At 72.0% G+C, this 25,740-nt stretch carries 33 protein-coding genes; 15 read left to right on the forward strand and 18 right to left on the reverse strand.

Features of this window, described 5'->3' with window-relative positions; all coding sequences use genetic code 11:
* Positions 1-57 precede the first annotated feature (57 nt).
* The 18 genes from OG207_RS06770 to OG207_RS06855 form a co-directional block, all read right to left on the reverse strand.
* Positions 58-1,023, reverse strand: coding sequence for an MSCRAMM family protein (locus tag OG207_RS06770; RefSeq protein WP_329096788.1), 966 nt, complete (start codon positions 1,021-1,023; stop codon positions 58-60).
* A gap of 72 nt (positions 1,024-1,095) precedes the next feature.
* Complete coding sequence (locus OG207_RS06775) at positions 1,096-1,989, reverse strand: hypothetical protein (RefSeq protein ID WP_329096790.1); 894 nt, start codon at positions 1,987-1,989, stop codon at positions 1,096-1,098.
* Between the two features lie 18 nt (positions 1,990-2,007).
* The gene (locus tag OG207_RS06780; protein ID WP_285530057.1) at positions 2,008-2,844 is read right to left on the reverse strand and encodes a DUF317 domain-containing protein; all 837 of its coding nucleotides are present in this window, start codon (positions 2,842-2,844) and stop codon (positions 2,008-2,010) included.
* A gap of 20 nt (positions 2,845-2,864) precedes the next feature.
* A complete protein-coding gene (locus tag OG207_RS06785) occupies positions 2,865-4,343 on the reverse strand; it encodes an ATP-grasp domain-containing protein (RefSeq protein WP_329096796.1) in 1,479 nt (492 codons plus the stop codon).
* Between the two features lie 17 nt (positions 4,344-4,360).
* Positions 4,361-5,617 (reverse strand): MFS transporter, encoded by a 1,257-nt coding sequence (locus OG207_RS06790; RefSeq protein WP_285530055.1) that lies wholly within the window; start codon positions 5,615-5,617, stop codon positions 4,361-4,363.
* A 67-nt stretch (positions 5,618-5,684) separates the two neighbouring features.
* The gene (locus OG207_RS06795) at positions 5,685-6,143 is read right to left on the reverse strand and encodes a hypothetical protein (protein ID WP_285530054.1); all 459 of its coding nucleotides are present in this window, start codon (positions 6,141-6,143) and stop codon (positions 5,685-5,687) included.
* Positions 6,140-6,670, reverse strand: a complete 531-nt coding sequence (locus OG207_RS06800; RefSeq protein WP_329096800.1) for a regulator — start codon at positions 6,668-6,670, stop codon at positions 6,140-6,142. The genes OG207_RS06795 and OG207_RS06800 overlap by 4 nt, the downstream gene beginning before the upstream one ends.
* A complete protein-coding gene (locus OG207_RS06805) occupies positions 6,667-7,530 on the reverse strand; it encodes a winged helix-turn-helix transcriptional regulator (RefSeq protein WP_285530052.1) in 864 nt (287 codons plus the stop codon). The genes OG207_RS06800 and OG207_RS06805 overlap by 4 nt, the downstream gene beginning before the upstream one ends.
* A 48-nt stretch (positions 7,531-7,578) precedes the next feature.
* On the reverse strand, positions 7,579-7,989 hold the full coding sequence (locus tag OG207_RS06810; RefSeq protein WP_285530051.1) for a hypothetical protein: 411 nt from the start codon (positions 7,987-7,989) through the stop codon (positions 7,579-7,581).
* Entirely contained in the window at positions 7,990-8,436 is a 447-nt protein-coding gene (locus tag OG207_RS06815) for a hypothetical protein (RefSeq protein WP_329096804.1), read from the reverse strand. It abuts the gene before it with no gap.
* Positions 8,433-8,882 (reverse strand): hypothetical protein, encoded by a 450-nt coding sequence (locus tag OG207_RS06820; RefSeq protein ID WP_329096806.1) that lies wholly within the window; start codon positions 8,880-8,882, stop codon positions 8,433-8,435. Before OG207_RS06820 ends, OG207_RS06815 begins: the two co-directional genes overlap by 4 nt.
* Positions 8,883-9,043: 161 nt before the next feature.
* On the reverse strand, positions 9,044-9,772 hold the full coding sequence (locus OG207_RS06825) for a hypothetical protein (protein ID WP_329096807.1): 729 nt from the start codon (positions 9,770-9,772) through the stop codon (positions 9,044-9,046).
* Between the two features lie 36 nt (positions 9,773-9,808).
* On the reverse strand, positions 9,809-10,279 hold the full coding sequence (locus OG207_RS06830; protein WP_285530047.1) for a hypothetical protein: 471 nt from the start codon (positions 10,277-10,279) through the stop codon (positions 9,809-9,811).
* A 287-nt stretch (positions 10,280-10,566) separates the two neighbouring features.
* Positions 10,567-11,019, reverse strand: coding sequence for a GNAT family N-acetyltransferase (locus OG207_RS06835; protein ID WP_285530046.1), 453 nt, complete (start codon positions 11,017-11,019; stop codon positions 10,567-10,569).
* A gap of 41 nt (positions 11,020-11,060) precedes the next feature.
* Positions 11,061-11,750: a DUF3631 domain-containing protein gene (locus tag OG207_RS06840; protein WP_285530045.1), complete on the reverse strand. Its 690-nt coding sequence runs from the start codon at positions 11,748-11,750 to the stop codon at positions 11,061-11,063.
* Positions 11,747-12,238, reverse strand: a complete 492-nt coding sequence (locus OG207_RS06845; protein WP_285530044.1) for a type II toxin-antitoxin system RelE family toxin — start codon at positions 12,236-12,238, stop codon at positions 11,747-11,749. The genes OG207_RS06840 and OG207_RS06845 overlap by 4 nt, the downstream gene beginning before the upstream one ends.
* Complete coding sequence (locus OG207_RS06850) at positions 12,235-12,885, reverse strand: DUF4913 domain-containing protein (RefSeq protein WP_329096812.1); 651 nt, start codon at positions 12,883-12,885, stop codon at positions 12,235-12,237. Before OG207_RS06850 ends, OG207_RS06845 begins: the two co-directional genes overlap by 4 nt.
* 175 nt (positions 12,886-13,060) lie before the next feature.
* The gene (locus tag OG207_RS06855; RefSeq protein ID WP_329096814.1) at positions 13,061-13,816 is read right to left on the reverse strand and encodes a DNA-methyltransferase; all 756 of its coding nucleotides are present in this window, start codon (positions 13,814-13,816) and stop codon (positions 13,061-13,063) included.
* Positions 13,817-14,366: 550 nt separating this feature from the next.
* Here OG207_RS06855 and OG207_RS06860 point away from each other — a divergent pair.
* From OG207_RS06860 to OG207_RS06930, 15 genes are all read left to right on the forward strand, one after another.
* The gene (locus tag OG207_RS06860; RefSeq protein WP_285530041.1) at positions 14,367-15,506 is read left to right on the forward strand and encodes a C40 family peptidase; all 1,140 of its coding nucleotides are present in this window, start codon (positions 14,367-14,369) and stop codon (positions 15,504-15,506) included.
* A 113-nt stretch (positions 15,507-15,619) separates the two neighbouring features.
* Positions 15,620-15,934, forward strand: a complete 315-nt coding sequence (locus OG207_RS06865) for a DUF6112 family protein (protein ID WP_229344839.1) — start codon at positions 15,620-15,622, stop codon at positions 15,932-15,934.
* A gap of 14 nt (positions 15,935-15,948) precedes the next feature.
* The gene (locus OG207_RS06870) at positions 15,949-16,620 is read left to right on the forward strand and encodes a hypothetical protein (RefSeq protein WP_285530040.1); all 672 of its coding nucleotides are present in this window, start codon (positions 15,949-15,951) and stop codon (positions 16,618-16,620) included.
* Positions 16,621-16,655: 35 nt separating this feature from the next.
* A complete protein-coding gene (locus OG207_RS06875; protein WP_285530039.1) occupies positions 16,656-18,005 on the forward strand; it encodes an SCO6881 family protein in 1,350 nt (449 codons plus the stop codon).
* A gap of 84 nt (positions 18,006-18,089) precedes the next feature.
* Complete coding sequence (locus OG207_RS06880) at positions 18,090-19,556, forward strand: SCO6880 family protein (protein ID WP_285530038.1); 1,467 nt, start codon at positions 18,090-18,092, stop codon at positions 19,554-19,556.
* A gap of 42 nt (positions 19,557-19,598) precedes the next feature.
* Positions 19,599-20,066, forward strand: coding sequence for a hypothetical protein (locus tag OG207_RS06885; protein ID WP_329096817.1), 468 nt, complete (start codon positions 19,599-19,601; stop codon positions 20,064-20,066).
* Positions 20,067-20,199: 133 nt separating this feature from the next.
* Positions 20,200-20,646: a DUF6238 family protein gene (locus tag OG207_RS06890; RefSeq protein WP_285530036.1), complete on the forward strand. Its 447-nt coding sequence runs from the start codon at positions 20,200-20,202 to the stop codon at positions 20,644-20,646.
* A gap of 30 nt (positions 20,647-20,676) precedes the next feature.
* Entirely contained in the window at positions 20,677-22,194 is a 1,518-nt protein-coding gene (locus OG207_RS06895) for an ATP-binding protein (RefSeq protein ID WP_285530035.1), read from the forward strand.
* A gap of 90 nt (positions 22,195-22,284) precedes the next feature.
* The gene (locus OG207_RS06900; protein WP_329096819.1) at positions 22,285-22,500 is read left to right on the forward strand and encodes a ParB N-terminal domain-containing protein; all 216 of its coding nucleotides are present in this window, start codon (positions 22,285-22,287) and stop codon (positions 22,498-22,500) included.
* Between the two features lie 17 nt (positions 22,501-22,517).
* Positions 22,518-22,814, forward strand: a complete 297-nt coding sequence (locus tag OG207_RS06905; protein WP_329096821.1) for a hypothetical protein — start codon at positions 22,518-22,520, stop codon at positions 22,812-22,814.
* Between the two features lie 62 nt (positions 22,815-22,876).
* Positions 22,877-23,059: a hypothetical protein gene (locus OG207_RS06910; protein WP_329096822.1), complete on the forward strand. Its 183-nt coding sequence runs from the start codon at positions 22,877-22,879 to the stop codon at positions 23,057-23,059.
* Complete coding sequence (locus tag OG207_RS06915; RefSeq protein WP_285529662.1) at positions 23,056-23,556, forward strand: hypothetical protein; 501 nt, start codon at positions 23,056-23,058, stop codon at positions 23,554-23,556. The genes OG207_RS06910 and OG207_RS06915 overlap by 4 nt, the downstream gene beginning before the upstream one ends.
* Before the next feature lie 436 nt (positions 23,557-23,992).
* Positions 23,993-24,277 (forward strand): hypothetical protein, encoded by a 285-nt coding sequence (locus OG207_RS06920; RefSeq protein WP_329096825.1) that lies wholly within the window; start codon positions 23,993-23,995, stop codon positions 24,275-24,277.
* Between the two features lie 26 nt (positions 24,278-24,303).
* Positions 24,304-24,552, forward strand: coding sequence for a hypothetical protein (locus tag OG207_RS06925; RefSeq protein WP_329096827.1), 249 nt, complete (start codon positions 24,304-24,306; stop codon positions 24,550-24,552).
* A gap of 653 nt (positions 24,553-25,205) precedes the next feature.
* Positions 25,206-25,643, forward strand: coding sequence for a hypothetical protein (locus tag OG207_RS06930; protein ID WP_329096829.1), 438 nt, complete (start codon positions 25,206-25,208; stop codon positions 25,641-25,643).
* Positions 25,644-25,740: the final 97 nt, after the last annotated feature.

Below are 25,740 nucleotides of genomic sequence, written 5' to 3' on the forward strand. Positions count from 1 at the left end.
CTGCGGTTCCTGGGGCCTGGCCTGGGTGTTGTTCAGCTATGGGGCATGCGTACGGGATCAGCCGTTCGGCTGGCCGTCCTGGCTGGCTTCCCGGCGACGCCGCAGGGCTAGCAGCGCTCCGCCGCCCGCACTGATCAGTAGTCCGGCGCCGGCGAGCAGCCACGACGTGGAGCCGCCGCCGGTCTGGGCGAGGGAACCCTTCGGTGCGGGGGATGCGGTGCTCGACGCGGTTTCGGTCGGCTGCGGAGCAGCCGAGGTCGGCGCAGTCGTGGACGTGGTGGGCGTGCTGGTCATGGTGGGGGTGCCCGACGGTGTGGTCGGTGCGGTGGGTGTCGGGGTGGTGGGTGGGTTGGTGAGCTGGTCCTTCTTGGTGTTGGTGAAGGTGGCGGTGGTCTTCTCGCCGGGCTTGGCGCTGATCTTCACGGGGGTGGAGTTGAGCTGGTAGCCGTCCGGGGCCTTGATCTCAGTGGCGGTGTAGGAGGTGCCGGTGCGGGCGGAGACATCGATTTTGGTGGTGGCGGTGCCGTCCTTGCCAGTGGTGAGCGTGAGCGGCTTGCCGCCGCCGGCCTGGGGGGTGATGTTGATGACGGCGCCGGCGAGCGGCTTGCCGGTGTCCCTGTCCTTCTTGGTCACCGTGACTTCGGCGGGCTTGAACGGGTCGACAACGGTGAGCTTGGCACTCTGGCCGGGGGTGACGACGATGTCCTGATCCGGGGCGAGGTCGTGGATCGGGCTGCCGGAGTTGGTTTCCTTGAGCCGCCACACTCCCGGGGTGACGCCCTCGAAGCGCAGGATGCCGTCCTTGCCGGTCCTACCGGTGAGGGCCTTGGTGCCGTTGAGCGTGTCGAGCAGCGAGAACTCTGCCCCGGCCAGGAGGTCGCCGCCGGGGTCCTTCTTCGTGATCTCGATGTGGCCGGGCTGCGGTTCGGGGGCTTCGGCCCAGGCGGACGGCGCCCAGGTCAGGGTGGCCGCGGCGGCGACGGCTGCCGGTGCGGTGCGGCGGGAATTGGTGCGGGTACGCATGCGGTGGAACAGTCTCCTGATGTGGTGGTGGGGTTGCACTGCCGGAATCCCTTGACGGGGCCGGGACAGACGTCAGGGGGTACGGCCAGATGCGACCTGGCCGAGTGCCGGGGCAGGCACAGCGGGCCTGATGGTGGGCGCGGCGGTCAGACCCGGCTGTGCCTGGGGAGTGCGGTAGCGGTGGGCTGCTGCCTTGACCAGGGCATGCTGGTCTTCCAGGCTCAGGGCGTCGATGCGGGCCAGCGCTTCGGCGGTGCCGGGTCCGTACGGGCGGCCGGCGGTCTGGGTGATGTGGGCTACGGCCTCGGCCTCGGCAAGGACCCCGTACTCAATAGGCAGGCCGAGCGTGTCGCGGACGCCTTCGCGGGCGTAGCGCAGGTTCTGCGAGACGGGGATGCCGTCAAGGGTGCCGTACTCGGCGAAGTCGAAGACGAGGAGTGTCGCCTGGCGGAGCAGGTCGAGGAAGTCGGTGTCCGAAGCCCAGAAGCCGTCCGGGTGATGCAGCCCGGGCGCGTCCAAGATCGGTGTCGTACTCGGCTCCTGGCGCTGGTGTGCGCTCGGGGGTGCGGCTGGGGCGTGGGTCCACATGGTGGTAAAGGCGGTCACGGCCTGCCGTAGTCCGGTGAGGTCGGCGCCTTGCCAGGGCGGTGGGCCTGAAGGGTGCCAGTCGCGGATGCGGGCGTACCCGTCGTGGCCTGGGGACTTGCCGCGTGCGGTGTCCCGTTGGGTGAAGGTGTGGTGTTCGGCGAAGGTGAGGGTCTCCACGTGGAGGGCGCCTCGGTGGGGGTGGATCACGGTGAGGCGCAGTCCGTCGTATTCGCCGTGGCGGATCGTCGGGGCGAAGTCGATGCGCAGCCGCAGCGCGGAGTCGGCGGCGAGGGCGGCGTAGTAGCTGTCGCCGACGACGAAGCCGGTGGCGAAGGGCGGGTCGAGTTCGGCGAAGAACTCCTGGGCGTGCAGTGGCACATGGGCTCCGGGGCGGGGTTAGCGGCGTACGGCGGGGCGGGTGCTGGTGGTCCAGCGGGGGACGCTGGTCGTGGTGAGGGCCGGCCGTGGCCTTGTCCCGGTGCGGCGGTGTACGTCCAGCGGGGTTGGTGCCGGCGGCGGGGGCGGGACGACCGGGGTGAGCTGGACGTGCGGGCGCAGCAGTGGGCTGAGGAAGCTGTCCCAGCGGGCGACCGGGGCGGGGTCGGCGAGCGCGGTGGTGACCGCGGTGACCAGCGGCACGGGGGTTTCGGTGGAGGCGGTGGCGTACCAGCGGGGGCCTTTGGGGCCGCCTTCCATGTACCAGCGGGCCTGCAGCGTGGTGATCTCCTGGGCCGGGTCGAGTGGGCCGGTGGCGTACTCGAGGCCGGCCATGCCGTCGGGGGATCGTAGGGACAGTGCGGAGCCGTAGCCGGTGTACGGGAGTTCCCAACCCTGGTTCAGGAGCGGGGCAACCGCCGTGAACCGGTTCTGGTGTGCGCCGTTATGGAGGTAGGCCCCCTGGCCGGAGGTGTAGGCAGTGGCGAGTGCGGTGGTGAAGGCGGTGACCAGTTCGGTGGGGGCCGTGTCGTTGAAGCAGACGCCCCAGGCGGGGGCGGCGAAGGGATCCTGGTAGGCGGTGATGCGCCAGATGCCGTCGTCTTCGCCTTCAGGGAGGAAGCCGAGGCGGACCTTGCGGTCCGGGGAGGCGAGGTACAGGTTGCCGTACTCGTCGTTGTGGCGGTCAAAGCCGAGGTCGAACAGCGGCTTGAAGGCGGGGTCGACGTTCGCGGCGCTGCCGGCGAGGTAGCGGGGAGTTACCCACACGTCGCCGTCGATGTCGGAGGTGTCGGTCAAGGGGCTCCAGGTCTCGGGGTTCAGGCGGCGGGTGCGACGGTGATCGTGATGTTCCGGGTGACCGTGTCAAGGCGCTCGCGGGCCTGATCGGCGTCGGCGGCGGTGACGACGACAAGGCCGACGCGGGCGACGTCGACATCGCCTTCGGGCGGCAGGGTGACGCGGTCGCCGGGCTCGAGGATCCAGCTGGTCTGGTGCAGCCAGTCGGCTCCGGCGAGGGCAGGGTCGATACCCCGGGCGGTGACGGTGCCGGAGGTCTCGGGGTAGAGCAGGGCGATGGCCGCGGCCTGGTACCGGGTCGGGGTGAGGTCGGGGCGACGGCCGAGGGCGAGATCGGCGGCGGCCTGCGGCAGGTCGATGCCGGTGGCGAGCAGGACGAGCTTGCCGATCAGGTCGCCGCCGATGCGGGCGTTGACCTCGACGATGCGCGGTCCGCTCGCCGTGAGCCGCATCTCCACATGCTGGATGCCGGAGGTGACGCCCAGGGCGGCGACAGCGGCCTGGGCGATGGGGCCGACGTACGGCAGGAGCGGGTCGGCGGCGTCCACGCTGTGGCCGGTCTCCTCGAAGTACGGGGCGAAGCCCAGTTGCTTGCGGGTGATGGCGACCGGTGTGGTCACGCCCTGGTGGGTGACGCACTCGACGGAGATCTCCTCGCCGTCGAGGTACTCCTCCACCAGCACCACCGTGGACTCCCCGCCGTGCAGCTGGGCTCCGGTGGTGGCGAAGGCGAAGGCGTCCGGGAGCTGCTGCGGGGTATCGACGCGGATGACGCCGACGCTGCCGGCCTGGCCCGCTGGCTTGACGACGACCGGGTAGCCGATGGCCTGGGCCGCCGCTACGGCTTCCGCAAGGGTCACGGCCTTCACCGAGGTGGCGGAGGGCACCTGGTGGCGGTCGAACAGGGCGCGGCTGGTGGCCTTGTCGCGGCAGGCCCGCATCACGCCGGGCCGGTCGCCGGGCAGGCCGAGGTGGCGGGCGAGGCGGCTGGTGTTGACCAGCAGGGTCTCGTTCCAGGTGAGCACGCCGACGACCGGACGGCGCGCGGCCAGGGCCTGTCCGGCCGTGATCAGGGAGTCGAGGTCGTAGGGGTCGGCCTGTTCGTGGTCGATGACGTGGGGGTGTTCCCAGGTGAGGGGGGTGGGGGTGATGACGACGGTGTCGTAGGCGGCGGCGACGGAGGTGAGGCAGTAGCCGCGGTACAGCTCGTCGTTGGGGGCGACGACCAGGACGACGGGGCGTCCGGTCGGCTGGCGGAGCGGTCGGGGATCGGTCAAGACGGGGTCCTTGTCTGCGGGGGCGGACTGGCGGGCGGCTTCGAGGAGGCTTCGCATGTCGGTGGCGAGGCCGCCGGGCGCCTGCAGCAGGCGGACCAGCGCGGCGGCCTGGTCGGCGGGCAGGCCGTGGAGGCGGGTGGTCAGGGTGCGGAGCAGTGCGGCGGCGCAGGCGGCTTGGTCGGCGGTGTAGGCCGAGACGGGTGCTGGTTGGTCGTTGGGCATGGGCAGATCCACGGGGGTCAGGGGGTGGCCGGGTGGCGGTGGTGCATGGCGGGTTCGCGACGCAGGCGCCAGAAGGCTGCGGCGAGGCCGATGGCTTGCAGGGCGGCGCAGGCGGTGAGGACGTGGCCGAGGAGGGCCGGCGGGGTGAGGGCGACGAGGATGCCGGCGAGGGGGAACGGCAGGAGCATCACGAGGATGGTGATGCTGAGGGTGGCGCCGAAGACCTGTTCGGGGATGAGGTGGGAGCGCAGGGTGCGCAGCACGACGGTCATGCCGCCCTCGCCGGCCATGAGCACGGCGGTGAGGACCAGGAACTCGGTGTAGGTCCCGGCTTGGGAGACGGCGAGGCCGGCCGCGGCGGCGACGAGGGCGCTGGCTGCTCCGGTGGGCCACAGGCCGACGCGGTCGATGGCGAAGCGGCAGCAGGCGACCGTGAGGAGGGAGGCTGCTGCGGCTGCGGACCAGATGACGCCGACGGCGGCGCTGGAGTGCCCGAAGTGCTGGACGACGATGATCGGGGCGGCGGCCTGGAGCATGCCGGTGGCCACGTTGGAGACGGTGAGGCCGGCGATCAGCCAGGCGAGCGCCGGCAGGGAGATGAGGGTCTTCCAGCCGGTGGCCAGTCCGGTCAGGGCGGAAGCGGCTGGGTCCACCTGGCGGGGCTCGCGGTGCCAGGGGGCGAGGAGCGCGCCGAGGAGGGAACAGGCGGCGATGGTGGTCAGGGTGCCGGTCACCCCGGCCCAGTGCAGGAGGAATCCCGCGGCGGCGGGTCCTGCGAGGGTGGCGGTCTGATCGATGCCGAGCAGGACGGACTGCACCCGGTGCGCCCGCTCGCCCGCGTCCCGGCTGGCGGTGGCGCCGGCGGTCTCGGCCGCGATGTACGAGAACTCGGTGACCACGCCGGTGATGGCGGCGAGGGCCATCACCGTGACTGTCGCGGCGGCACCACTGACCTGGGGCAGGAGGAACGCGGCGGCCATCACCACCAGGGCGCGCAGCACGGAGGCGATGCGGAAGACCCTTTTGGTGCCGTGCCGGTCGACCATCGCCCCGGCCAGGGAGAACGCGGCCAGCCTGGGTACCCACTCCAGGGCGAACGCCAGGCCGGTCAGGGCTGCCGAGCCGGTGGTGGCCAGCACGATCAGCGGGATGCCGTACGTGGTCATCGCGAAGGCTGCGGCATCCGCGCTGCGGGGAAGGTAGATCTGGCGCAGCAGGGACAGCTGCGGCAGGAGGGCGTGCCGGGGGCCGGCGATCACGAGCTCGGTGGTCATCGTCGCTTTCACACAAGAGCGGCGCCCGCCGCGGCGAGCTGAACAGAGAGAAGGAAGAGGAGCGGGGTCAGCGGCGCGGGCCGCGCGCCTGCGGCGGGGAGTCCGCCGGATGCGCCGTGCCCGCTGTCCTCGTCGGCGCGGTCGGCGGCTGGGGCCCGGAGTTGGCGGCCTGGTAGAGGGCCAGGTGGGCATCGAGTCGGCGCAGGAGTTCCCCGCGGCGGACGGCCAGGCACTCGATGCGGGCGCCCCGGTCGCCGAGGAGGCCGTCGGTGGCCCGGAGGCTGTCGGTGCCGGCCTCGGTCTTCGACAGCTCCTCGATCGCGCGGACGACGTCGTCGAGGAGGTGCCGCTGCACGGCGTCGAGTTCGTGGGCGGTGTTCATCACCGCGAGCACCACGGCCTGCAGGTGGCCGGGCGCGTCCTTCATGGCGGCGAACGCCCACACGGCCGGGTCGTTGCCGACGGCCTCGGCCACCGTGCGGGTCCCCAGACCTGCTTCGGCAGGGCCGTTGGGGGTAGGGCTCACGCCGCCAGTTCCATCCCGTCCTGCGCGCAACCGGGCACCGGGTTCGTGGCGAGGGCGTCCCCGTGGTCGCCGGCCCACTGCGACAGGGCGGACCGTACGGAGTTCAAGGTGCGCGCGGCTTCGTCGTCCGGCCCGGCGTCCGCGGTGGTGGCGCTCGGGTGCTGGGCGAGGAGGGTGAGGGTGGCCTGGACGCGGGTGGTGAAGTCGCTGACCGGGTGGGGGTAGTGGTGGGCACGGGCCCACCGGGCCGCGGTGTCGTACACCTCGGCGAGGTCGCGGCCGGCGCTGGTCAGGACGTAGCAGGCGTTGCCGCCCTGGCGGCTGGCACGAAGGAGGCCCAGCCATCGGCCGGTGGTGGTGGCGTGGGTGAGCTGGCGGCGGGAGAGGCCGTGCAGGGTGGTGGCGAGCATGCGCCGCTGGAGGGGGCCGTTGTCGTCGATCTCGCTGATGAGACGGATGAGCCCGTCGTGGGCCAGCGTGTCGGCGGCCCACGACGTCGGGGAGGCCGGGGTGCGGGAGGTGTTCATCGGGTGCGGCCTCCTGCCGGTGCGGGGGTGATCGGGCGGGCGGGCGGGGTGTGGGAGAACAGGTCACCCGGCTTCCAGACGGTCTGGGTCGGCCGGGGTGCTGGTGCGGGGTGGCGGGGCTGGGTGGTGAGCCACACACCGGGCCCGGCGGTTGTGACCGGGGAGGGTGCGGGTGCCGGGCCCCAGACCGGGTGGTCACCGGCCTCCGCCAGTGGGCGGCCGGCCGCCCATGCGGACAGGGCCCGGTAGACCGGTGCCAGGTTCCGGCCGGCCGCGGTCAGCTCGACGTGGCCGTCGCGGTACCGGTCGCGGGTGATCAAGCCGTCCTCGGCCAGCCGCTTCAGCGGCTGGTAGATCACGGAGAGGCTGGAGTCGGGCATCACACTGGCGGCAATGGCCTTGGCACTGGAGGCGCCCCGGGCCTGCAGCGTCCACAGGATCGCGGTGGCGTGCCGGGGTGCGAGCAGCGTGAGGGTGTCTTCGATGTCCTGGGCCTGCGGCACCGCCTTGGGCACGCGCTGGCCCGTGACGGCGTCCAGGACGGTGTGCTTCTCCAGGTGGGTCCGGGCCCAGTGGGCCAGTTCCGGCAGCACCGGCAGCACCGCCTTGCCGCGGGCGGACAGGCCGTAGAGGACGTTGCGCCGGTCGAGGGCGGCGCGCTCGACCATCCCGGCGTCGATGAGCTTGCGGAGCTTGGGGTGGAGCTGGCCGTCGACGAGCCAGGGCAGGCGGGTCTTGATGTCGCTGTAGCGCAGGGGCTGTTCGGCCAGGGTCATCAGCACCCACACGTTCCAGCGCGGGGCCAGCATCTGCAGGCTTTCGGTAACGCGGGACAGGTCGGCGGCGACGGTTTCGGGCATGCCGGGGGTAGGCAAAGTGGTGCTCCTGGAACGTGGGTGAAGGAGGGTTCAGCGCGCCCGCGCGGCCGAGGCTGCGGGTGCGCCGGCCGGCAGGCCGGGCATGGCCGGGGCTTGCTCGGCGGGCGCGGGGGCGCGGTGCAGGCTCTGCAGGACGGCGGAGGTGTGCCGGGCCTGGGAGTCGCGGACGGCGACGGCTTCGCCGATGCGGCGGGCGCAGTCGAGGAGGTGTCCGGCGGTGAAGCGGCCGATCTCGCGGTCGGGGTGGGTCAGCTGGCGCAGGCGCTCGGCCTGGAAGGCGATGTCCCGCTCGGCGAACTCGACCGCGGACAGGGAGCCGAGGAGCGCGGCCAGCATGCTGGGGTGGCCGGTGGCGTCCGCGTGGGCTTCGAGTTCGGCACGGGGACGGCCGTAGAGGGCTTCGATGCGTTCGGTGATGGCTTGGGAGGTGCGGTGCGGCAATCAGCGGCCTCTCTTTGCGGGCACTGGCGGTAAGGCGGCGGAGGCGGAACGGGGACTCAGCCGGGCTGCGAGACGCTGCTGGTCGAACGCGACTGGCCGGCGGGGAGGGTTGGTCGGCGCCGGCATGGACGTGAGGAGCTCGCCCAGGGCGATCAGGTACTCGCCGCGGGCGGACAAGGCGGCGTCCAACCACTGCGAGTCCATCCGCAGCTGCGCAGCCGACAGCTCGTTCATGTCCCGGTCCGGGGCCATGGCTGCGTGCACGCGGTCCCGGACCCGGGCGACCTGTTCCTCGGTCAGCGCAAGGAAGGAACGCAGCTCCAGCGCCCGCGATACCGGCGGCGGCGCGATCCCGGCCACCGCCTGCGCGTACAGCTCGCCGACCGGGGCGCCGAAGACTTCTTCGAGGCGGGTGTCCTGGCTGGAGGGCTTGGTGGAAGCGCTCATCGCACAGAGCCCCGCACCGGCACCGCGGTGGCGGCAGGCCCGGCAACCGGCGTGGTCCGGACGGCCGGAGCCAGTCCGTTGGTGCGTGCGGACCAGGCAGCGCGGTTACCGGGGGCGTTGCCGTCGAGGAGGTAGCGCACGACCATGGCGCGCCCGTCGCGGGCCGCGACCGCCGCGTTCACCTGGTGGGCCAGGGCCATGGCCGGGTCGTCCAGCTCGCCCGGAGTGCTGCCGAGTTCCGCGACGAGCGCGTCCTCGGCGCGGGTGAGGGCTTCCTGGGCATCGGTGAGATGCCCGTACCAGCGCAGCACCGTGGCCGCGCCGGGATCGGCACCCGGTGCCGCCGTGACCGCAGCCCGCAGCTCGTCGAGGGTCATCCTGTATCGGGCTTCAATCTGCTGGGTGATGGCACTCACGACATCGTCGGACTCCAGTGCTTCGGACACCGTGGACTCCTCTCCAGAAATAGTGGGCATGCCTCGCCCAAGGCGACAGGCAGGGGTGGAAAGCCCGGGCGGCGTTACCCGCCGGGCTGATTCAAGAGTCCGGACAATCCCCGGTTTGGCTAACCGGGGATGTGCTGTTACCTTCTCCGCCCACAACCCGATCAGCGGGAGCGTCCCGATCGCGGACCTGCGGCAGGGGCTGGCGGGAGTGTCGGCACCGCAGAAGTGCGCGCGGCCGATGCCCGAAGCGCCGGCGTGGCCGGGAGCGGGGCGTCGCGGTCCTCCAGCCACGCGTCCGCGGCCTCGAAGGTCTCGAAGCCGCCCTCGCGCAGGGTGTGGGTCCACGTGCTGGTGTCCAGCTCCTCCAGCAACACCCGGTACGGGTACGGCGCCATTTCGTCGAGTGCCCGCAGCAGCACCGTGATCTCCGGCTTCAGGCCGGAGTCCTCGGTGTAGCTGAACAGGACGGCGAAGTTGTCCCCGTCGCCCATCAACCGCCGCTCCAGGGCGACGGTGGTCTCGTCCGCGGGCCTGGACCCCATCCCTTCCGGCAAGCCGATGGCATCGGTGGGGCAGCCGCGCTTGATCAGCCACGACTGGGCCATCGAGACCAGCGGCAGGCGGACGAAGTCGGCCGTGAAGGTGCGGGCTTCGGTGTCGCGTGTGAGGTGCAGGGCGATCAGCTGCGGCTCGCCGGGAATGCCCCAGGTCGCGGTGCGGTCGTGGAGTACGAAGAAGCTGGTGCGCCCGTCCGGGCTGTGGTGGGAGGCCAGCACGCTCATCTCGTGGGATTCGCTCTCCACGGCGTCCCAGAAGCTCTCCCCCATCGCGGGGTTCGCGGGCTCAAGGCCGTCGAGTCGGAAGTCGGGCTCGTCATCGGTCGGTGCCAAGAAGGTCCGTTTGTCGTATGCGGGGCGTGGGAGGAGTCAGCGGTGGGCCCGCGTGGCAGGCGCGGGCCAGGCACCGGAGCGGACGGCAGGAGGCGCCCCCGCCGCGTTCGTACGCCGGGCGCCGGTGAGCGTGGCACGGCCGGCCTCGGTCAGGGTGAGGGGGACCCCGGCGTGGACGGGGCGGGAGGCGTCCCGCGCGACCAGGCCGGCGGACTCCAGGCGCTGAAGTGCCGAGTAGGCGATGCGGGTGCCGGAGGCGGTGATGACCGACAGGCGCTGGGTGAGCAGGTTCTCGTGGAGCTTGGCTCCGCGGGCGATGGCCAGCAGCGCTGCAGTGTCCGGGGCCGGCAGGTCCGGTGCCTCTCTGGTGTCCGGTCGTGCGGGGCTGGCGGTCTGGAGTTCGGCCAGGGCGGCGAGGACGGCGTCGCGGTGGGTGTCGCGGGTGGCTGCGGCCTGCCGCAGGTGGCCGATGGACCGGTCGATGCGGTCCGCGAGTGTGGTGTCCACGACAGGCTCGTCGAACAGCAGTCGACGTAGGTGATCGCGGTGGTAGTCCACGGCCTGCTGCGCCTGCCTCAGTAGCCGGTGGGCTTCGGCCAGGGCCGCCGTCGGCTCGTCGAGCAGGCCGCGTTCGAGGTATTCGGCCAGGTCAGTGACGGCGTGGCTGGTGACGGCGCGGATCCGCTCGGCCAGAGCCGCATCCGGCGTTGAAGGGGCAGATGGTGGGGTGAGGATGGGCGACTCCGGGAGGTGACGAAGCGGTCGGATGTGTTCAGAAGGGCCTGCCGGGTGCGTCAGCTTCTGAGCTGGACGCGGACGTCCACGTGGCTGCCGTGTGGTGTCTGCGCGGAGGGGCCGAGGCGGTCCAGGATGCGGAGCATCGGCGTGTTCGACGCCGCGGTGTAGACCGACAGGGTGTGGGCGCCACTGCTGCGGGCGTGCGCGGCGGCGTGGCGGGCCATCAGCGTCCCGATGCCTCCCTGCTGCTGGGCGTCGGCGACCTGCAGGCCGAGATCCATCACCCCCCTCTCGCCACTGACGCGCCCGGCGGTGGCCACTGCGGTCACCTGCCCGGCGGCATCAAGGCCGAGCCATGTCGTACCAGCGGCCAGCAGGCGTTCGATATCGCGGATCGCAGCGCGGGTCCGCCCCCACCGCCGGTGAAGACCGGCCGGTGAGCAGCGTTGGTGGAACGCATCGATGCGGGCGATGTCCGAGGTGCCGGCCCGCCGGATGCCGGCGAGCACAACGGTGGGGGCCGGTCGGGGGCGTGGGCCGGTGGGGCGGTTCAGCAGGGGGCTTCGCCCCACGCCGCCGAGACGAAGGCGGTGCGGCGGTAGGACTTGCGGCGCCGGCCGTCCGGCAGGGTGATGTTGCGGGTCTGGATTCCGAACGGGGCCAGGAGCTGGGCCAGTCGGGGCTGAGTGAGGTCGGCGTAGAACCAGCGGCCCTCCGCGGTGCCGGGCAGACGGCGCAGTCCGTCCACCAGGTCCGCCGACGCCAGCGCGTCCGGATCACCGAGCGCGCAGAACACCACCAGGCACGCATCCAGCAGATCGGCCGGCTCCGCGCCTGCCTGCCGACAGGAGCCGTTCTCCGGTCCCTGCCCGCACGGGAGGCACTCGGGTTCGGCCGGGGCGTCTCCGCTCGGGCGGCAGCAGTCCGCCTCCGCATCGGACTCGCCCTCGGCGGGCGGGGTGCTGCCGGTGACCGGGGCGCAGGGGGCGGACATCAGGAGGGACAGCTCGACGCCGGCGGCGAGCCGGTCGAGGAGGAGCTCGGTGTACTCCTCCACGTACGTCTGCGACGAGGTGTTCTCGGGCAGCGGCCGGGAGAACCGCTCCAGGAGCTGGCTTTCGAGGTGCTGGACGGCGGTGTGGGCCTCCAGGAGGGCCCGGTGGTGGAGGTTCTCCGGCTTCGGCTGCGTCCCGAGGAGGGTGTGGGCGAAGGCGTCGAGGATGTTGGGGTGGGTCGTCAACGGGTGGGGCCTTTCGTGGCGAGTGGGGTGGGTGCGGGCTGGGGCAGGCCCGGCAGCGCGTACGGCGCAGGGCCGGGCTTGGGGACGGGCCGGTAGCCCTCCAGTTGGGGGGAGCGGGCGCGGGCGGCGTGGGTGAGCGCGCTGACCGGGCGCCGCTTGATGCCCAGGCGGGCGGCGGCAGTGTTGTAGACGTCGTGGCGGTCCCGCGGGCGGATGGCGACCACGTGGATCTCGGTGCGGTGCGCGGAGCCCGCTGGGGCCGGCCGCTGGGCATAGACCGTGCGCCAGGCGGCATGGCGATCGACGTAGAGCTTGCGCAGGCCGGCGAGGTCGCCGGTGAGCTTGCCGCCGAACAGGTTGGCGTTTACGACGTCCTGGAGCTGGGCGAGGGCGAGGTCGCGGATGTCGCCGGGGGCTGCGAGCAGGTCGTTCAGAGCGCGCGGGTCGAAGCTGAGGCCGAACGCAGGCCGGGGCTCGGGCCCGCTCACGACTCGCCCCCCTCCGGTGCCGCTGCGCCTGCCGGGTCCGGGATCGAGGCGCGGCTGGATCGGCCGGGGCCGCGCAGGAGACGGTGGGCTGGCCGGTCCGGATCGGTCTGGCATGCCGAGAGAGGTCCGCCCGGTGCGCGGACGGCGGCCATGGTGTGGGTGAGGAAGTCCCGGTGCCACACCGCCATCCCCGACTGGCCCGCGTCCGGTTCCTTGTGCTGGAGGTAGGCCAGCCACAGGGCGTGCAGCCAGGCCACCACGTCCAGGTGCTCCTGCCACTGCCCGCACCACGGCGCGGCGGTGGTGACCTCCGCGCCGTAGACGCGCATCAGGAAGTCCTCGACCCAGTCCGTGAGCGTGTCGAGCTCGTTCTCGTACTCCTCGCCCTCCAGCTCCAGGATCGGCCGCGGCTCCGGCGGGAGCGCAGGCGGTACGGGCATCCCCGGCATGCCGGGGAGCGAGGGCATGGCGAAGCCGGGGAAGGGCAACGGGGCGGGGGCAACCGCCAGGCTGTCAAGCTGGCGGGCCTGTTCGGCGGAGCGGTCCAGAAGTTTGAGGACGCTGGCCTGGATGCTCTCCAGCTCGGCTTCCGGTATCCGGACCGGCTCCAGTTCCTCGCCGCCGGTGGCATCTGGTGATTCGTGCACGGGGAAGGGATCTCCTCGCAGCCGTAGAGGCATGGGGAATTCGGGAAGGGAACTTCAACGATCCAGGGGATCCCCGGTTTGGCTAACCGGGGATCCCGTGTTACAAAGCCCGGCAACCGGACAGGAACGGGAGTCGAACCCTCGGGAATCCGCCCCCGTGAGGCGGTGGGCGGAATCAGGCGGACAGGGTGAAGTCGTCCTGGGTGCGGGTCTGCTGGAGCGTTTCGGTGAGCCGGCCGGTGGCGATCTCGGCGTAGTGCTTGGTCTTCTCCACGCCGATGAAGTCGCGGCCCTCCAGCAGGGCGGCGACGCCGGTGGAGCCGGAGCCTGCGCAGAAGTCGAGCACGGAACCGCCTGGCGGGCTGATCTTGACCAGCTCCCGCATCACTTCCACGGGCTTCTGGGTGATGTGCTGGCGGTTCTTGCCCGAGGGCTGCGAGGCCGAGTACAGGCCGGGCAGGTAGACCTCGTTCCGGTCCCCGTCGATGGCTCCGTTGGAGCCCCAAACGATGAACTCGCAGTTCTGGGTGAACCGGCCCTTCTGCGGCCTGGCCTGCGGCTTGTGCCAGGCAAGAACACCACGCCACAGCCATCCGGCGGCCTGGAGCGCGTCGGTGGTGACGGGCAGCTGGCGCCAGTCGGTGAACAGCAGCGCTGTACCGCCGGCACGGGTGAGGCGGTGTGCCTCGGTCATGATCTGGGTGAGCCAGAAGCCGTAGCTCCTCTGGTCCATGTTCTCGCCGGTGAAGTCGGGCAGGCTGTGGCCGGCGTCCGCGGAGGTGTACTTCTGGCGCGCGGTCCGGGAGGTGCGTTCCTTCGCGGTCCGCCCGCCGGAGTTGTATGGCGGGTCGGTGATGACGGAGTCGACGCAGTCGTCCGGGAGGGTGGACAGGACGCTGAGCGCGTCACCCTGGTGCAGGGAGAAAGGCAAAGAGATACCCCAATTCGGTTCGGGAAAGGGAGGGACTCCCCAGAACGCGCCAATGGGGCACATGCCAGCCAGGCGGTATGCGGGCATGGCAAGGCCACGGCAGAAAGCGCCGGCAGTTGCAAGGGGGAGTCCCAAAACTGTAGGGCACGATCCCCGGTTGACCACGGTCGCCGCCAAAACCCTTGAAATAGAGCCTTGATCATCAATTTCTTGGTCAACCGGGGCTCGGCACCTACAGTTTTGGAACCGCCCCGGCACGCACCGACTGCCGGATGGCTTACCCCACCCATGCCTTCACGGAGGGGATCCCTGTGCCCAGGCACACCTGACCCCGCGCTCTGCCGTGCCGGAACGAGAGGGAACTCGAACCGGCCCCCGGCGGGGCAAACCAGATCACCCATTCACCCGGCACGACGCGCCCTTCTCACACGCTCCACGGACCGCGCGGCCGGGCTTCACTCACCAAGGACACTGCTGTGACACGACCTTGCCCTGACCTGCCTGAATCCCGGCCGCCGGCACCGCCCGGCGAGCGGGGAGGCACGCCGGATTGAAGGCCGTAGCCGCCGCTCTCGGCGTCGTCTGCCTCTCCCCCCTCCTCCTCGCCGGCACCGCCGCCATCGCGGCGGCCGGAAGCGCCGGTGCCTCCCGGTCGGCGAACTGCACGCCCGGCGGTGGCACCGTCGACACCGGCGCCGTCGCCCGGCAGGTCGCGGCCATCCTGGGCGGCCAGGGCGCCGACCGGAACGTTCGCGTCGAGGGCCTGGAACTGCCCGCCGAGCAGATCCCGCACGCCAAGACCATCGTCGCCACCGGCGTCGCGATGAAGGTGCCCGAGCGCGGGCAGGTCGTCGCCCTCGCCACCGCCATCCAGGAATCCCGCCTGCGGAACCTCACCTACGGTGACCGCGACAGCCTGGGCCTGTTCCAGCAGCGGCCCAGCATGGGTTGGGGCACACCCGAGCAGATCCGCGACCCCGTCTACGCCTCCACTCGCTTCTACAAGGGGCTGCTGGAGGTCAACGGCTGGCAGCAGATGACGATCACCCAGGCCGCCCAGGCCGTACAGCGCTCCGGCTACCCGGACGCCTACGCCCAGTGGGAGCCCCTCGCCCGGGCCCTGCAGCAGGCCATCGCCAAGACCCTCCCGAACGGCGGCCAAGCCCAGCCCGGCCAGCCCGACACCGGTACGGGCGGCTCCGGCGGCGACTGTCGGCCGGGCGAGGATGGGGCCGGCTGGGGTGAAATCCCCGAAGGTTCCGTCCCCGACGGGTACAAGATCCCCGCGGACGCCTCCCCGAAGGCCCGCACCGCGATCGACTGGGCGATGCACCAGCTCGGCACGATGTACCAGTGGGGAGGCACCTGCCTCGCTCCCCGCGGGCCCGACCCGATGGGGCGCTGCGACTGCTCGAGCCTGATGCAGCAGGCGTACGCCAAGGCCGGCGTCCAGCTGACCCGCACCACGTACACCCAGGTCAAGGAAGGCGACCCGGTCCCGGCCAGTGCCCTGAGGCCCGGTGACCTGCTCTTCACCCGCGGCACCGCCGCCGTTCCCGAGCACGTCGGCATGTACATGGGCGCAGGGCTCGTGATCAACGCCCCGCGCACCGGGCGTCCGGTGCGGATCGAGAAGGTCGGCGACTGGCAGATCCTCGCCGTCCGCCGCATCCCCGCGCTGGGCAGCTGACCGCCGGCTGCGCCCCGGCCTGATCCGGGGCCCCCTCACGCGCCCCGAACGCGCTCTTCCCTTCCCCGTATTCCGCAGGGCCGCTTTGCCCTGCGTACGCAAGGAGCTCCGCCATACCCATTCCACTCGCAGACCGCGTCACCCACCTCGCCTTCGACCCCGGAATCACCCCGAAGGGGGGCGGCCTCCCGGGACTTGACGTCCTGCGCAACGTCGTCAGCTCGATCAACATGTTCGGCATCATCGCCGTGGTCGGCGCCCTGGCCGTGTCCCTCGGCGTGTGGGCCTGGGGCCACCACAGCGGCGGTCACCAGGCCGAGGCCAACGGCAAGAAGGGCGCCGTCGTGAGCGCCGGCGCGGCCCTCGGTCTCGGCGCCGCCAACGGCATCGTCGCCTTCTTCTCCGCCCTCGGCACCCAGGTCCGCTGATGGGGAGGCGCTCCATGTCCCCCCTGCACCGTGCCACCTCCCACTGGCCCGCCAAGCGGCGGATCACCGTCCTGGTGACCGTGACGGCCCTGCTGCTGACGGTCGCCGCAACCGCCGCATTCTTCACCAGCGGGGACCAGGGCGAGGCCCGCGCTCCGGCGGCCCCGGCCTCGCCCAACCCCTCCACGTCCACACCGGGCGCGCTCAAGCCTGGCGCGGGCACGGGCTCGGTTCCGTCGCCGCCGCGGCTGGCGGATCCGCTGGCCTACGCGCGGGCGGCGGCGGTGATGCTGTGGTCCTACGACACCCGCACCACCAGCCGCGACCAGCAGCTCGCCGGCATGCACGCCTGGATGACCGCCGAGAAGAAGTACACCGACTGGACGTCCCTCTCCTCCCAGGTCCCGGACCCGGTGCTGTGGTCGCGGATGGGCGACAACGCCCAGTACGCCACCGCGACCGTCACCGACGCCCGCTTCCCCTCCGCGTTCAAGCAGGCCCTGGCGGAGAACCCGACGGCGATCACCGAGGCGTACATCTACGCGGTCACCGTCACCGGCAAGCAGTCCATCGCCTGGAAGGACGGCGGTGGCGGGGCGGAGGACCGTGCGGTCACCCTCGCCGTCCAGTGCCGGCCGAGTGCCGACTGCGCCCTGGTCTCCCTCGCCCCGAGCGTCGCCCCGTAGCACGCCACTGAACAGATAAGGAGGTACCCCTTCCAGTGGACTTCTGCTCCCTGCCCATCGCGAGCAAGCTGTGCACGGCGGCCGACGCCATCGACTTCGTCAACGATCCAGGCAAGGCCATCACCGAAGGCATCGGCAACTGGATCGCCAAGTCCGTCGGCGAGTTCGCCGCCGGAGCGGCCGAACTGGCCGCCGAGGCCGTCGACACCACCACCAAGGTCGACCTGCGGGCCGGGTGGTTCGTCGACAACTACGAACTACTGCTGCCCATCGGCCTGACGATCCTCGTCGCCACCTTCTGCGCCCAGCTCATCCGGGCCGCCGTCAAACGCGACGGCCAGGCCCTGGCCCAAGCGTTCACCGGCACCGCCAGCGGCGTGCTCTTCTCCTTCGCCGCCATCGCGCTCACCACCGTGGCCATCGAAGTCGTCGACGCTCTGTCGGCCGGCCTGTTCGCCGCAGCGGACACCTCCATCCAGGAAGCCGTACGGCGCATGGTCAAGGCCAGTTACGTCGGCTCGATGGTGCCGCTGGGCTGGATGATCCCCGCAGTCGTCGGCCTCGGCTCCGCGGTCGGAGCGCTGCTGTACTGGTGCGTGATGATGGTCCGCAAGGTCGGCATCCTCGTCCTGGTCACCCTCGCCATATTCGCCGGAGCCGGCGGCGGCTGGGAAGCCGCCCGCAGGTGGCGGCGCGGCTGGATCGAAGCCACCGCCACCCTCGTCGTCTCCAAGCTGCTGATGACGATCGTCTTCCTCCTCGGTGTCTCCGCCCTCGGACGGACCGAGCCGAAGGACGGCATGGCCGCGCTCGCCGACTGCCTCGCCGGTGCCGTGATCATGATGCTGGTGCTGCTCTGCCCGTACGCCACGTTCAAGTTCGTGCACTGGGCCGCCGAAGGCACCGACGGCGAATCGATCCACCGGGCCGGCGGCGCGGGCGCGCAGATCGCCAAGCAGCACACCGAGCAGGCAGCCCGCAAGGCCGCCGCGATGGCCGCCACCGGCGGTGCCGGAGGCGCCGCAGCCGGGGCCGCCCCGCAGGGGCCGGCCAGTGTCCCAGGCCAGTTCCCCGGCGACGTCGCCGCCAGCCCCACCGGCGGCAGCGGCGGGGAGAAGAACACCGCGCCCATGCCGTCCGCGGGCGGCGGGCTCGCCGACGGGCTGTCGAAGGTGGTCCAGCCTCCGCCGACCCGCGTGAACCAGGACACCAGCGGCCACCTCGGCTCCAGCCCCGGCCCGCAGGCCGGGCCGACCTCCCCGGGCCCGGGTGCCGGTCCGGTTCCGCGCAGCACGCAGCAGGTGCCGCCGCAGGGCGCCCCGAGTGCGACAGCCGGATCCACCGGCAGTCCGTTCACTGCTTCGCCGCCGCCCAGCGGTTCCTGATCCGTTCGCCCCAGCCCGGGCGGGACGCACACACCGCGTGTCCCGCCCGGGCACCAGCCCCGCGCCCCGAAAGCGGCCCCTGCCTTGTCTGACCTCACCCTCTCCCCCCTGACGATCAAGTTCCCCCACCGGTCCAGGCGCGGCATCCTGCTCGGCCTGTCCCTTCCCCAGCTCATCCTCACCTCCGCCGCCCTCGCCGTGCTCCTGGCGACCGTGGTCTCCACCGGCCTTCTCGGCGCACTCGCACTGACCCCCTTGTGGGCGGCCATCGCCGCCCTCGTCGCGATCCGCCGCCACGGCCGCTCCCTGATCGACTGGGCGCCAATCGTCCTGCGCTACGCCCACCGCCGACGCACCGGCCAGACAATGTGGCTGGCCCGCGCGGTCTCCCGCCCACAGGTGGACGGCCTGCTGCACTTGCCGGGAACCGCAGCCTCGCTGCGCGTGGTCACCCCGGCCGGATCCCAGGCCGCCGCCGTCCACGACCCCCACCACCAGACCCTCACCGCCGTGGCCCGCGTCACCTCCCGCGCGTTCGCCCTCCTCGACCCCGCCACCCAGAACGCCAACGTGAGTGCCTGGGGCCGGGCACTGGCAGGCATCGCCCGCACCGGGCACATCGCCACCGTCCAGGTCCTGGAACGCACCGTCCCCGACTCCGGTGACACCCTCACCCGCCACTGGACCACCCACGGCCACCCGGCAACACCCGTGGCCGGGCAGGTGTACGCCGACCTCGTCGCCTCCGCCGGACCCGCCGCAGCCCCGCACGAGACGTACCTGGCGGTCTCCCTGGACATGAAGGCCGCCAAGCGCCTGATCTCCCAGGCCGGCGGCGGCCTGCCCGGCGCCTTCACCGTGCTCGGGCAGACCACAGCCTCCGTCTCCCAGGCCGCCCGCAGCGCGGGCCTGATGGTCACCGGCTGGCTCACCGCCCGCGAGATCGCCGCCGTCGTCCGCACCGCCTACGACCCCAGAGCTCTGGCCGGCCTCCAGCAGTGGTCCGAGCATGGCCGCGCCGAGGCCGACCCGGCAGCAGCGGGCCCGGTCGTCCAGGTCGAGGAGTACGACCGGGTCATCACCGACACCGCCCGCCACGCCACCTACTGGGTGGAGAACTGGCCCCGCACCGAAACAACGCCGGGGTTCCTGCACGGCCTGATGTTCACCGCGGGCGTGCGCCGCTCCTTCTCCCTTATATATGTGCCCCAGGAGCTGGAGTCCGCGCTGCGGGACGTCCAGCGGACCAAGGCCACGATCATCGCCGACGCCAACGAACGCGCCCGCCGCGGACAGGTCGACTCCGAAGCCGACTCCGTGGAGTACACCGACGTCAAGGAACGCGAACGCCAGCTCATCGCCGGGCACGCCGACGTCGCCCTCACCGGCCTGCTCACCGTCTCCGCCGAAACCGACGCACAACTGGACGCCGCCTGCGCGCAGATCGAAACCGCCGCCGTCACCTCCCAGGTCGACCTGCGCCGCCTCGTCTACCAGCAGCCCGACGCCTTCACCCTCGCCGCCCTCCCCCTCGCCCGCACCGCCCTCTAAACGGGCTCGGCAGCCCGCCACCTGCCGGAGACCAACCCCCGCATGCAGAAACCCGACCAGTCCGAACTGATCGCAGAGCTCCAGACTCTCCTCGCTGAAGCCCGCGCCCTTCAAGGCGAGCACCAGGCCCAGCTGGCCCCGTACCTGGGCGCCGAGGGCGAGGTCGCGGAGGACCACCTGCGCGAATGGGACGACGCCCGCATCACGACGGCCATCGAAGCCAGCGACCACCTCGACACCCTCCTCGGGCAGATCAGCCTGCTCATCGGCCCGCCTGCGCGGATGCCGTTTACCGTGACCGTCGCCGGCCGCGAACGGCACGACGGCGAGAGGCCGTACAGCTTCGCCCTCTACGCCACCGGCCTCGACGACGCCCTCCACGCCCTCCCCGGGCTGCCCACCTTCCAGCGCTGGTTGCGCGAGGCAGCCGAACTCGCCCCGGACAGCGCCGAGCCCGACGTGTTGCTCGTGTACGAGAGGTGCCACCCCGGGCTGCGGGCGCCGGGTTAGTTCTCCGACCTGCGCTCCGAGCAAACCCGTAAGCCCGTCCCGCCCAGTACAGCCGTTCCACTGCCGGCCGCCCTGGGCACCGCCCACCGCTCCGCGGCTCGCCGCCGCTGACCCACAGAAGAGAGCCCCGCTCTTGGATTCCGCCCTCACCGACGCAGGCGATGCGCACCCGTACCTGCGGGCCGCCACCGCCGGCGTCCGCCACCACACCCGCCAAGGCGCCACCAGCGGCACCCCTGCCGACCGCGCTCACCTCGATGTCTTGCACGGCCATCTGACCGGACTGCACCTGCTGCTGGACCAGCTCGCCGAGGCCACCCGGCCCGCCCACCCGGCTGCCGGACGCCACCTCGCCGCAGCTCACTTGCGGCTGTGGCAGGCCGCAGCCGGCGTCCACGACGCCTTCCACACCCTCCCCGCCACACCGAAGACAGGCGCCGACCCCGTCTGCCGCCCCGAGACGCTGCCCGAGGGGCCGCCCGTCCTGACTATCTGTCAGCGCCACCTCGCCTCCGGACACTCCATCCGCCGCAAGACCACCCCCAGCGACCACAGCACCCGTACCGCCGGCACCGTGTGAGCGGCCACCACCGCAGAATCGATCCGCCCCATGCCCCAGCAGCACCGCCCCGGCCGCCGCGCCCGCCGCGCCAGCGCCAGCCCCCTGTTCACCCCGCACGGCACCGACCGCGCCAGCCGCCGCGCCGCCCGCAAGCAACTCGCCGAAGCCGAGGCCAAAGCCCGCGCAGCCACCACCGCCGCACACGGGGCCGAGCCCGCCGAGGCACAGGTGCCGATGCCGATGTACCCGCCCTCCGGACGCTCCGGCCCTGCCTCCGCCCGCGGCAGCGTTCTGCGCCTGCCCGCGCACCGCATGACCACCGCGGTCGCCGCCGGCGCATACCCCTTCCTCGCCGAAGGCGGACTCGGAGCCGACGGCATCTACATCGGACGCGACGTCCACGCCGAAGCCGCCTTCACCTTCGACCCGTTCACCCTGTACGGCAAGGTGGAGGGCTTCACCAACCCCAACGTCCTGCTGGCCGGAGTGATCGGCCAGGGCAAGTCCGCTCTGGCGAAGTCCTTCGCGCTGCGCAGTGTTGCGTTCGGCTACCGCGTCTACGTGCCCTGCGACCCGAAGGGCGAGTGGACTCCCGTCGCCCAGGCGCTCGGCGGCACCTCGATCGCCCTCGGCCCAGGCCTGCCCGGCCGCCTCAACCCCCTGGACGCAGCGCCGCGACCGCCGTCCGTACCCGAGGCGGACTGGGCGGGCGAGATCCGAAAGCGGCGCCTGCTCCTGCTCGGCTCCCTGGCCCGCACCGTGCTGGGCCGGGACCTGATGCCGATGGAGCACACCGCCCTCGACATCGCCCTCGACGGCGTCGTCAAGGCTGCCGCCCACGCAGGCCGCACCCCGCTGCTCGGCGACATCGCACACACCCTGGCCCAGCCCGTGCTCCTCGACCAGGCCGCCGGCACCGTCTCCGGCCACCTGGGAGACGCCGCCCGCGACCTCGCCCACGCCCTGCGCCGCATGGTCCACGGCGACCTCGCCGGCATGTTCGACGCCCCCTCCACCGTCGCCTTCGACCCGAACACCCCCATGCTCAGCATCGACCTGTCCCGGCTCGGCGGCTCCGGCGACGACACCGGCCTCGTCCTCGCCATGACCTGCGCCTCCGCCTGGATGGAATCCGCCCTCACCGACCCCCGCGGCGGGCGCCGCTGGATCGTCTACGACGAGGCATGGCGCATCCTGCGCCACCCCGCGCTCCTCCAGCGCATGCAAGCCCAGTGGAAGCTGAGCCGCGGCCTGGGCATCGCCAACCTCATGGTCGTCCACCGCCTGAGCGACCTGCTCTCCGCCGGCGACGCCGGATCCCAGGGCCGGGCCCTGGCCGAGGGGCTCCTCGCGGACTGCTCCACCCGCATCGTCTACCGGCAGGAAACCGACCAGCTCCACGCGGCAGCCGCCCTGCTCGGCCTCACCAGCGTCGAGACCGAGGCGATCTCCCACCTCAGCCGCGGCCGCGGCCTGTGGAAGGTCGCCGGACGATCATTCATCGTTCAACATCTTCTGCATCCGGCCGAGCAGCACCTGTTCGACACCGACGCCCGCATGCACTGAGGTCTGCCCACCTCACCGGGCCACCCCGCATGACCGAATCCCCTACAGGAGGACTCCCATAGAATCCCATCCGACCACCGCACTTTCCCGATGCTCGACGATGACGAGCTCCGGGCACTTGCCGACGACATCCTCGAGCTCGGCCAGCACCACCCCATCGTTCTCGACGCTGACGGCCGGATCCTCGACGGCCGGAACCGGCTGAAGGCATGCGAGATCGCCGGTGTCGAGCCCGTATACGTCACCTACGAGGGAACAGCCCGAGCGCCTATGCCCTGTCGGTCAACAGCCGCCACCGCCACCTGACCAAGGGCCAGCTCGCGATGATCGCCGCCAAGGCCCGTTCACTCAGTGAACATCCGGAGCGTTCACCCAGTGAACAGTCCGTCCGTTCACTGAGTGAACAGGCCGGAGTCTCCACCGGGCGCATCACCCAGGCCGCCATGGTCCTGCGCTACGCACCACTCCTGGCCGACGCCGTCATCAAGGGCACCAAGGGCCTGAACGAGGCGTACGCGACAGCCCAGGAGATCAAGGCCAAGGAGAACTCCGCCGAGGCCCAGCTCGCCCGCCTGCGGGAAGAGGACCCCGAGCCGACCGGGTTGTCGAGGGCGATCTGACCCTGGCCGGCGCGTGGGCGGAACGTACTGAGCGCGTCGAGGAGGACAAGCGTCAGCGGAAGGTGGCCACCCGACTGCTCGACGAACTCGTCCCGCCGCTCGCCCAGACCCGCGGCACCAGGACGTTCAGCCGGTACGACCCCGCGTACGCCACCGGCACGCCCCTCACCCGCGAGATCATCGCGCACGCGATGACGGCGCTGGCCGAGATGGACCAGGTCTGGCAGGAGCGTGATCTGCCGTGACGAGCAATACCGAACTCCTCCTGCGGCAGCTGGTCGAGGAGACCGCGCTGGAGATCACCGACGCCGACTACCGGTTCCGCAAGCGCGACCTCGTCCAGGCGGTTCGCAGCAAGCTTGATCATGTGGACCTCGGCCCGGACACGCTGGCCATCGCCCTGGACAAACTTGCCGACAATGCGGTCACCGGGTTCGGGGACCAGCGCAACCCCCGCCGCAGGGGGCCGGGCTCCTTCTTCCACCCCGACGACATCCTCAAGCTGGGCAACGGCGTCTGGGTCTGGATGAGACGCGCGACTGACTCCGACCTAGTTGCCTGGCGCAAGCAGTCCCGACGGAACCGGGTGCACGTCGATGCGGCGGACAACGAGCTCCAGGACTACGCGGACGATCGCCTCGACGCCTTCCGCACCAGTGACGGCATCGTCTACCTCGAAGACTTGGAGCGGGTCGTCTTCCACTGGACCGAGGACAGCACCACTCAGTCCGGCCTCTTCTGACCGTGACCGGCGAGCACCGCAGGCCCGACCGCCCGACCCGGCGTGCATTGGGCCTGCGGGCCGACCACCAGACCTGTCTGTCCAGGCCTTCCGAAGTCCGCTACCTGCGGCGCCCCCCACGCCGACCGCCCCGCTGCCCACAGGAGCCTCAGCGCCCGCACAGCAGACTTCGTTCCCGAACCCGAAAGCCCCTGCCCTGAACCCCGATTTCGAGCTGTACGACAACGCCGGCCGCGACGCCGAGCAGATCCACTCTCACGCGACCGGGTCTGCCACCGCGGCTGACCTGGACCGGTGGGCGCGCAGGGCTGCCGCCGGCCTCCTGGCCCGCCACCGCTTCCCGGAACCGCCCCTCGGCGCACCCGACCTGCGCCCCTATCTGAAGGCCCTGGACGAGGCGGCCACACCTGTCGAGGCCGCCGTCGTCACCAGCGCCGTGCTCAACGCTTCCGAAGCGTTCGTCGGCGCCCTCAGCGACTACCTCCTCGCCGCCGGCCACCGCTACCAGCACAACGAACGGTCCTCGGCCGACTCCCCACGCACGGCGGCGTGGAGAGCCGCGAGCGGACTGCTGGCCTCCATGAGCGAGGCCGCCCGCGCCGTCGAGACCACGCTCCGCCAGGAGTACGACACCCCCTCCCGACCGGGCAGCCACCCCGGACAGCAGCCACCGGCTCCTCCGCCGAACCCCGCATCCGGCCCCACCGCACCCCGCCGCTAGAACCCATGACAGGAGGCAGCACGCACATGCTGCACCACCCCGTGAGCATCCACGTCGGAGCCCACACCGCCGCCCCCATGACCCACCCGCGCACCGACCCCGTCCACCACCTGCTGTGGGGGCGTGGATTCTCCTACTGCCCCCGCCTGAACGCCTACGTCGCACCCTCGGAACTCCCGGTCGAACAGCAGGAGCAACTCGTCCACCAGGCCGTCCACGCCCTCACCACGCTTGGCCACCCGGTCGCCCACTTCCACCACCAGCACCCGGGCTAACCCGCCCGGCCAGCCGCCCGGAGACACCCTCTGCCCCCACCGCCCACCCCCGCGACCGCGCCCCCGGGCCCGCCGCCCCTGACCACCCCCACGGATCCGCGAGGCCGCTATGCCTACGGCCTGCTCCTCCTCGACCTCACCGACCGCCTCAACGGGATCCCGGACCCCGGCCGCGCCGCCGCTCTCGTCGACCAGATCCTCCATCCCGACGACGGGCTGCTGGCCCGGCTCGCCGAGCTCTTCGAAGCCGCCGGTGAGAAGGCGAAGGAGTCCGAGGACGACGACGCCTTCGACTTGGCGGCGGACTTCGAGGAAGCCGCCGTCCAACTCCGCGACATCGGCGACACCCTGCACGGCGCCACCGAGCGGATGGCAGCACTCGCCCCCGCACCCGCACCTGCGCCTGCGCGGCGGTCCAGTTCTCTCGGCAGCACCGTCCCTACCAGCAGCAGCCGGCCGGCGCCCGGCCGTTCCCGCTGACCACCCACCCACTTCCCCCGGAGGATCCCCTGGCCACCCGCTCCTTCATCGCCCGCCCCACCGAATCCGGGGGCTACGAAGGCATCTACGTCCACTGGGACGGCTACCCCAGCCACCACCTGCCCCTCCTGCTGGCCGCCCACCAGTACCGCTTCGCCGGCGGCCTCGACGCCATGGCCCGCCACCTGATCGACGACGTACCCGTCGGCTGGTCCGCGCTCGGCACCGACCTCCTCGACGGCGCCCCCGACGAGCTGATCACCGCCCTCACCCGCGGCGAGCGGTACACCAGCGACCAACTCGACGTCATCACCCCCGACGGATCACCTCCCACCCGCATGACCGTGCGAGACGGGCAGGCATCCGGTCTGGACTGGGGCTACGTCCTCCACGGGCACGGCATCGAGGTCATCAGCCTCCGCGAGGAACAGCGCGGGCCCGTCGTCGGCTGGGCGACCGACGCCCGCACCCGGTTCAGCGACCACCCGGCGCTGTGGCAGCCGACCGGACCGGTCCCCGGCCGCCCGCCCTCGCCCGCTCCAAAGCTGGCCACCACCGCCGTGCCGCCCGCCGCCGCCCCGGCCGCCACCACGCACCCCACACGCCGCTGACCGAAACGGAGCCCCACTTCTGTCCGGCCAGTTCGTTCTCGGCACGCACCCGCAGTACGGGTACGTCGCCTCCTCCACCGGCATCCCCCACCACATC

Source organism: Streptomyces sp. NBC_01439 (genome assembly GCF_036227605.1).
Taxonomy (GTDB): Bacteria; Actinomycetota; Actinomycetes; order Streptomycetales; family Streptomycetaceae; genus Streptomyces.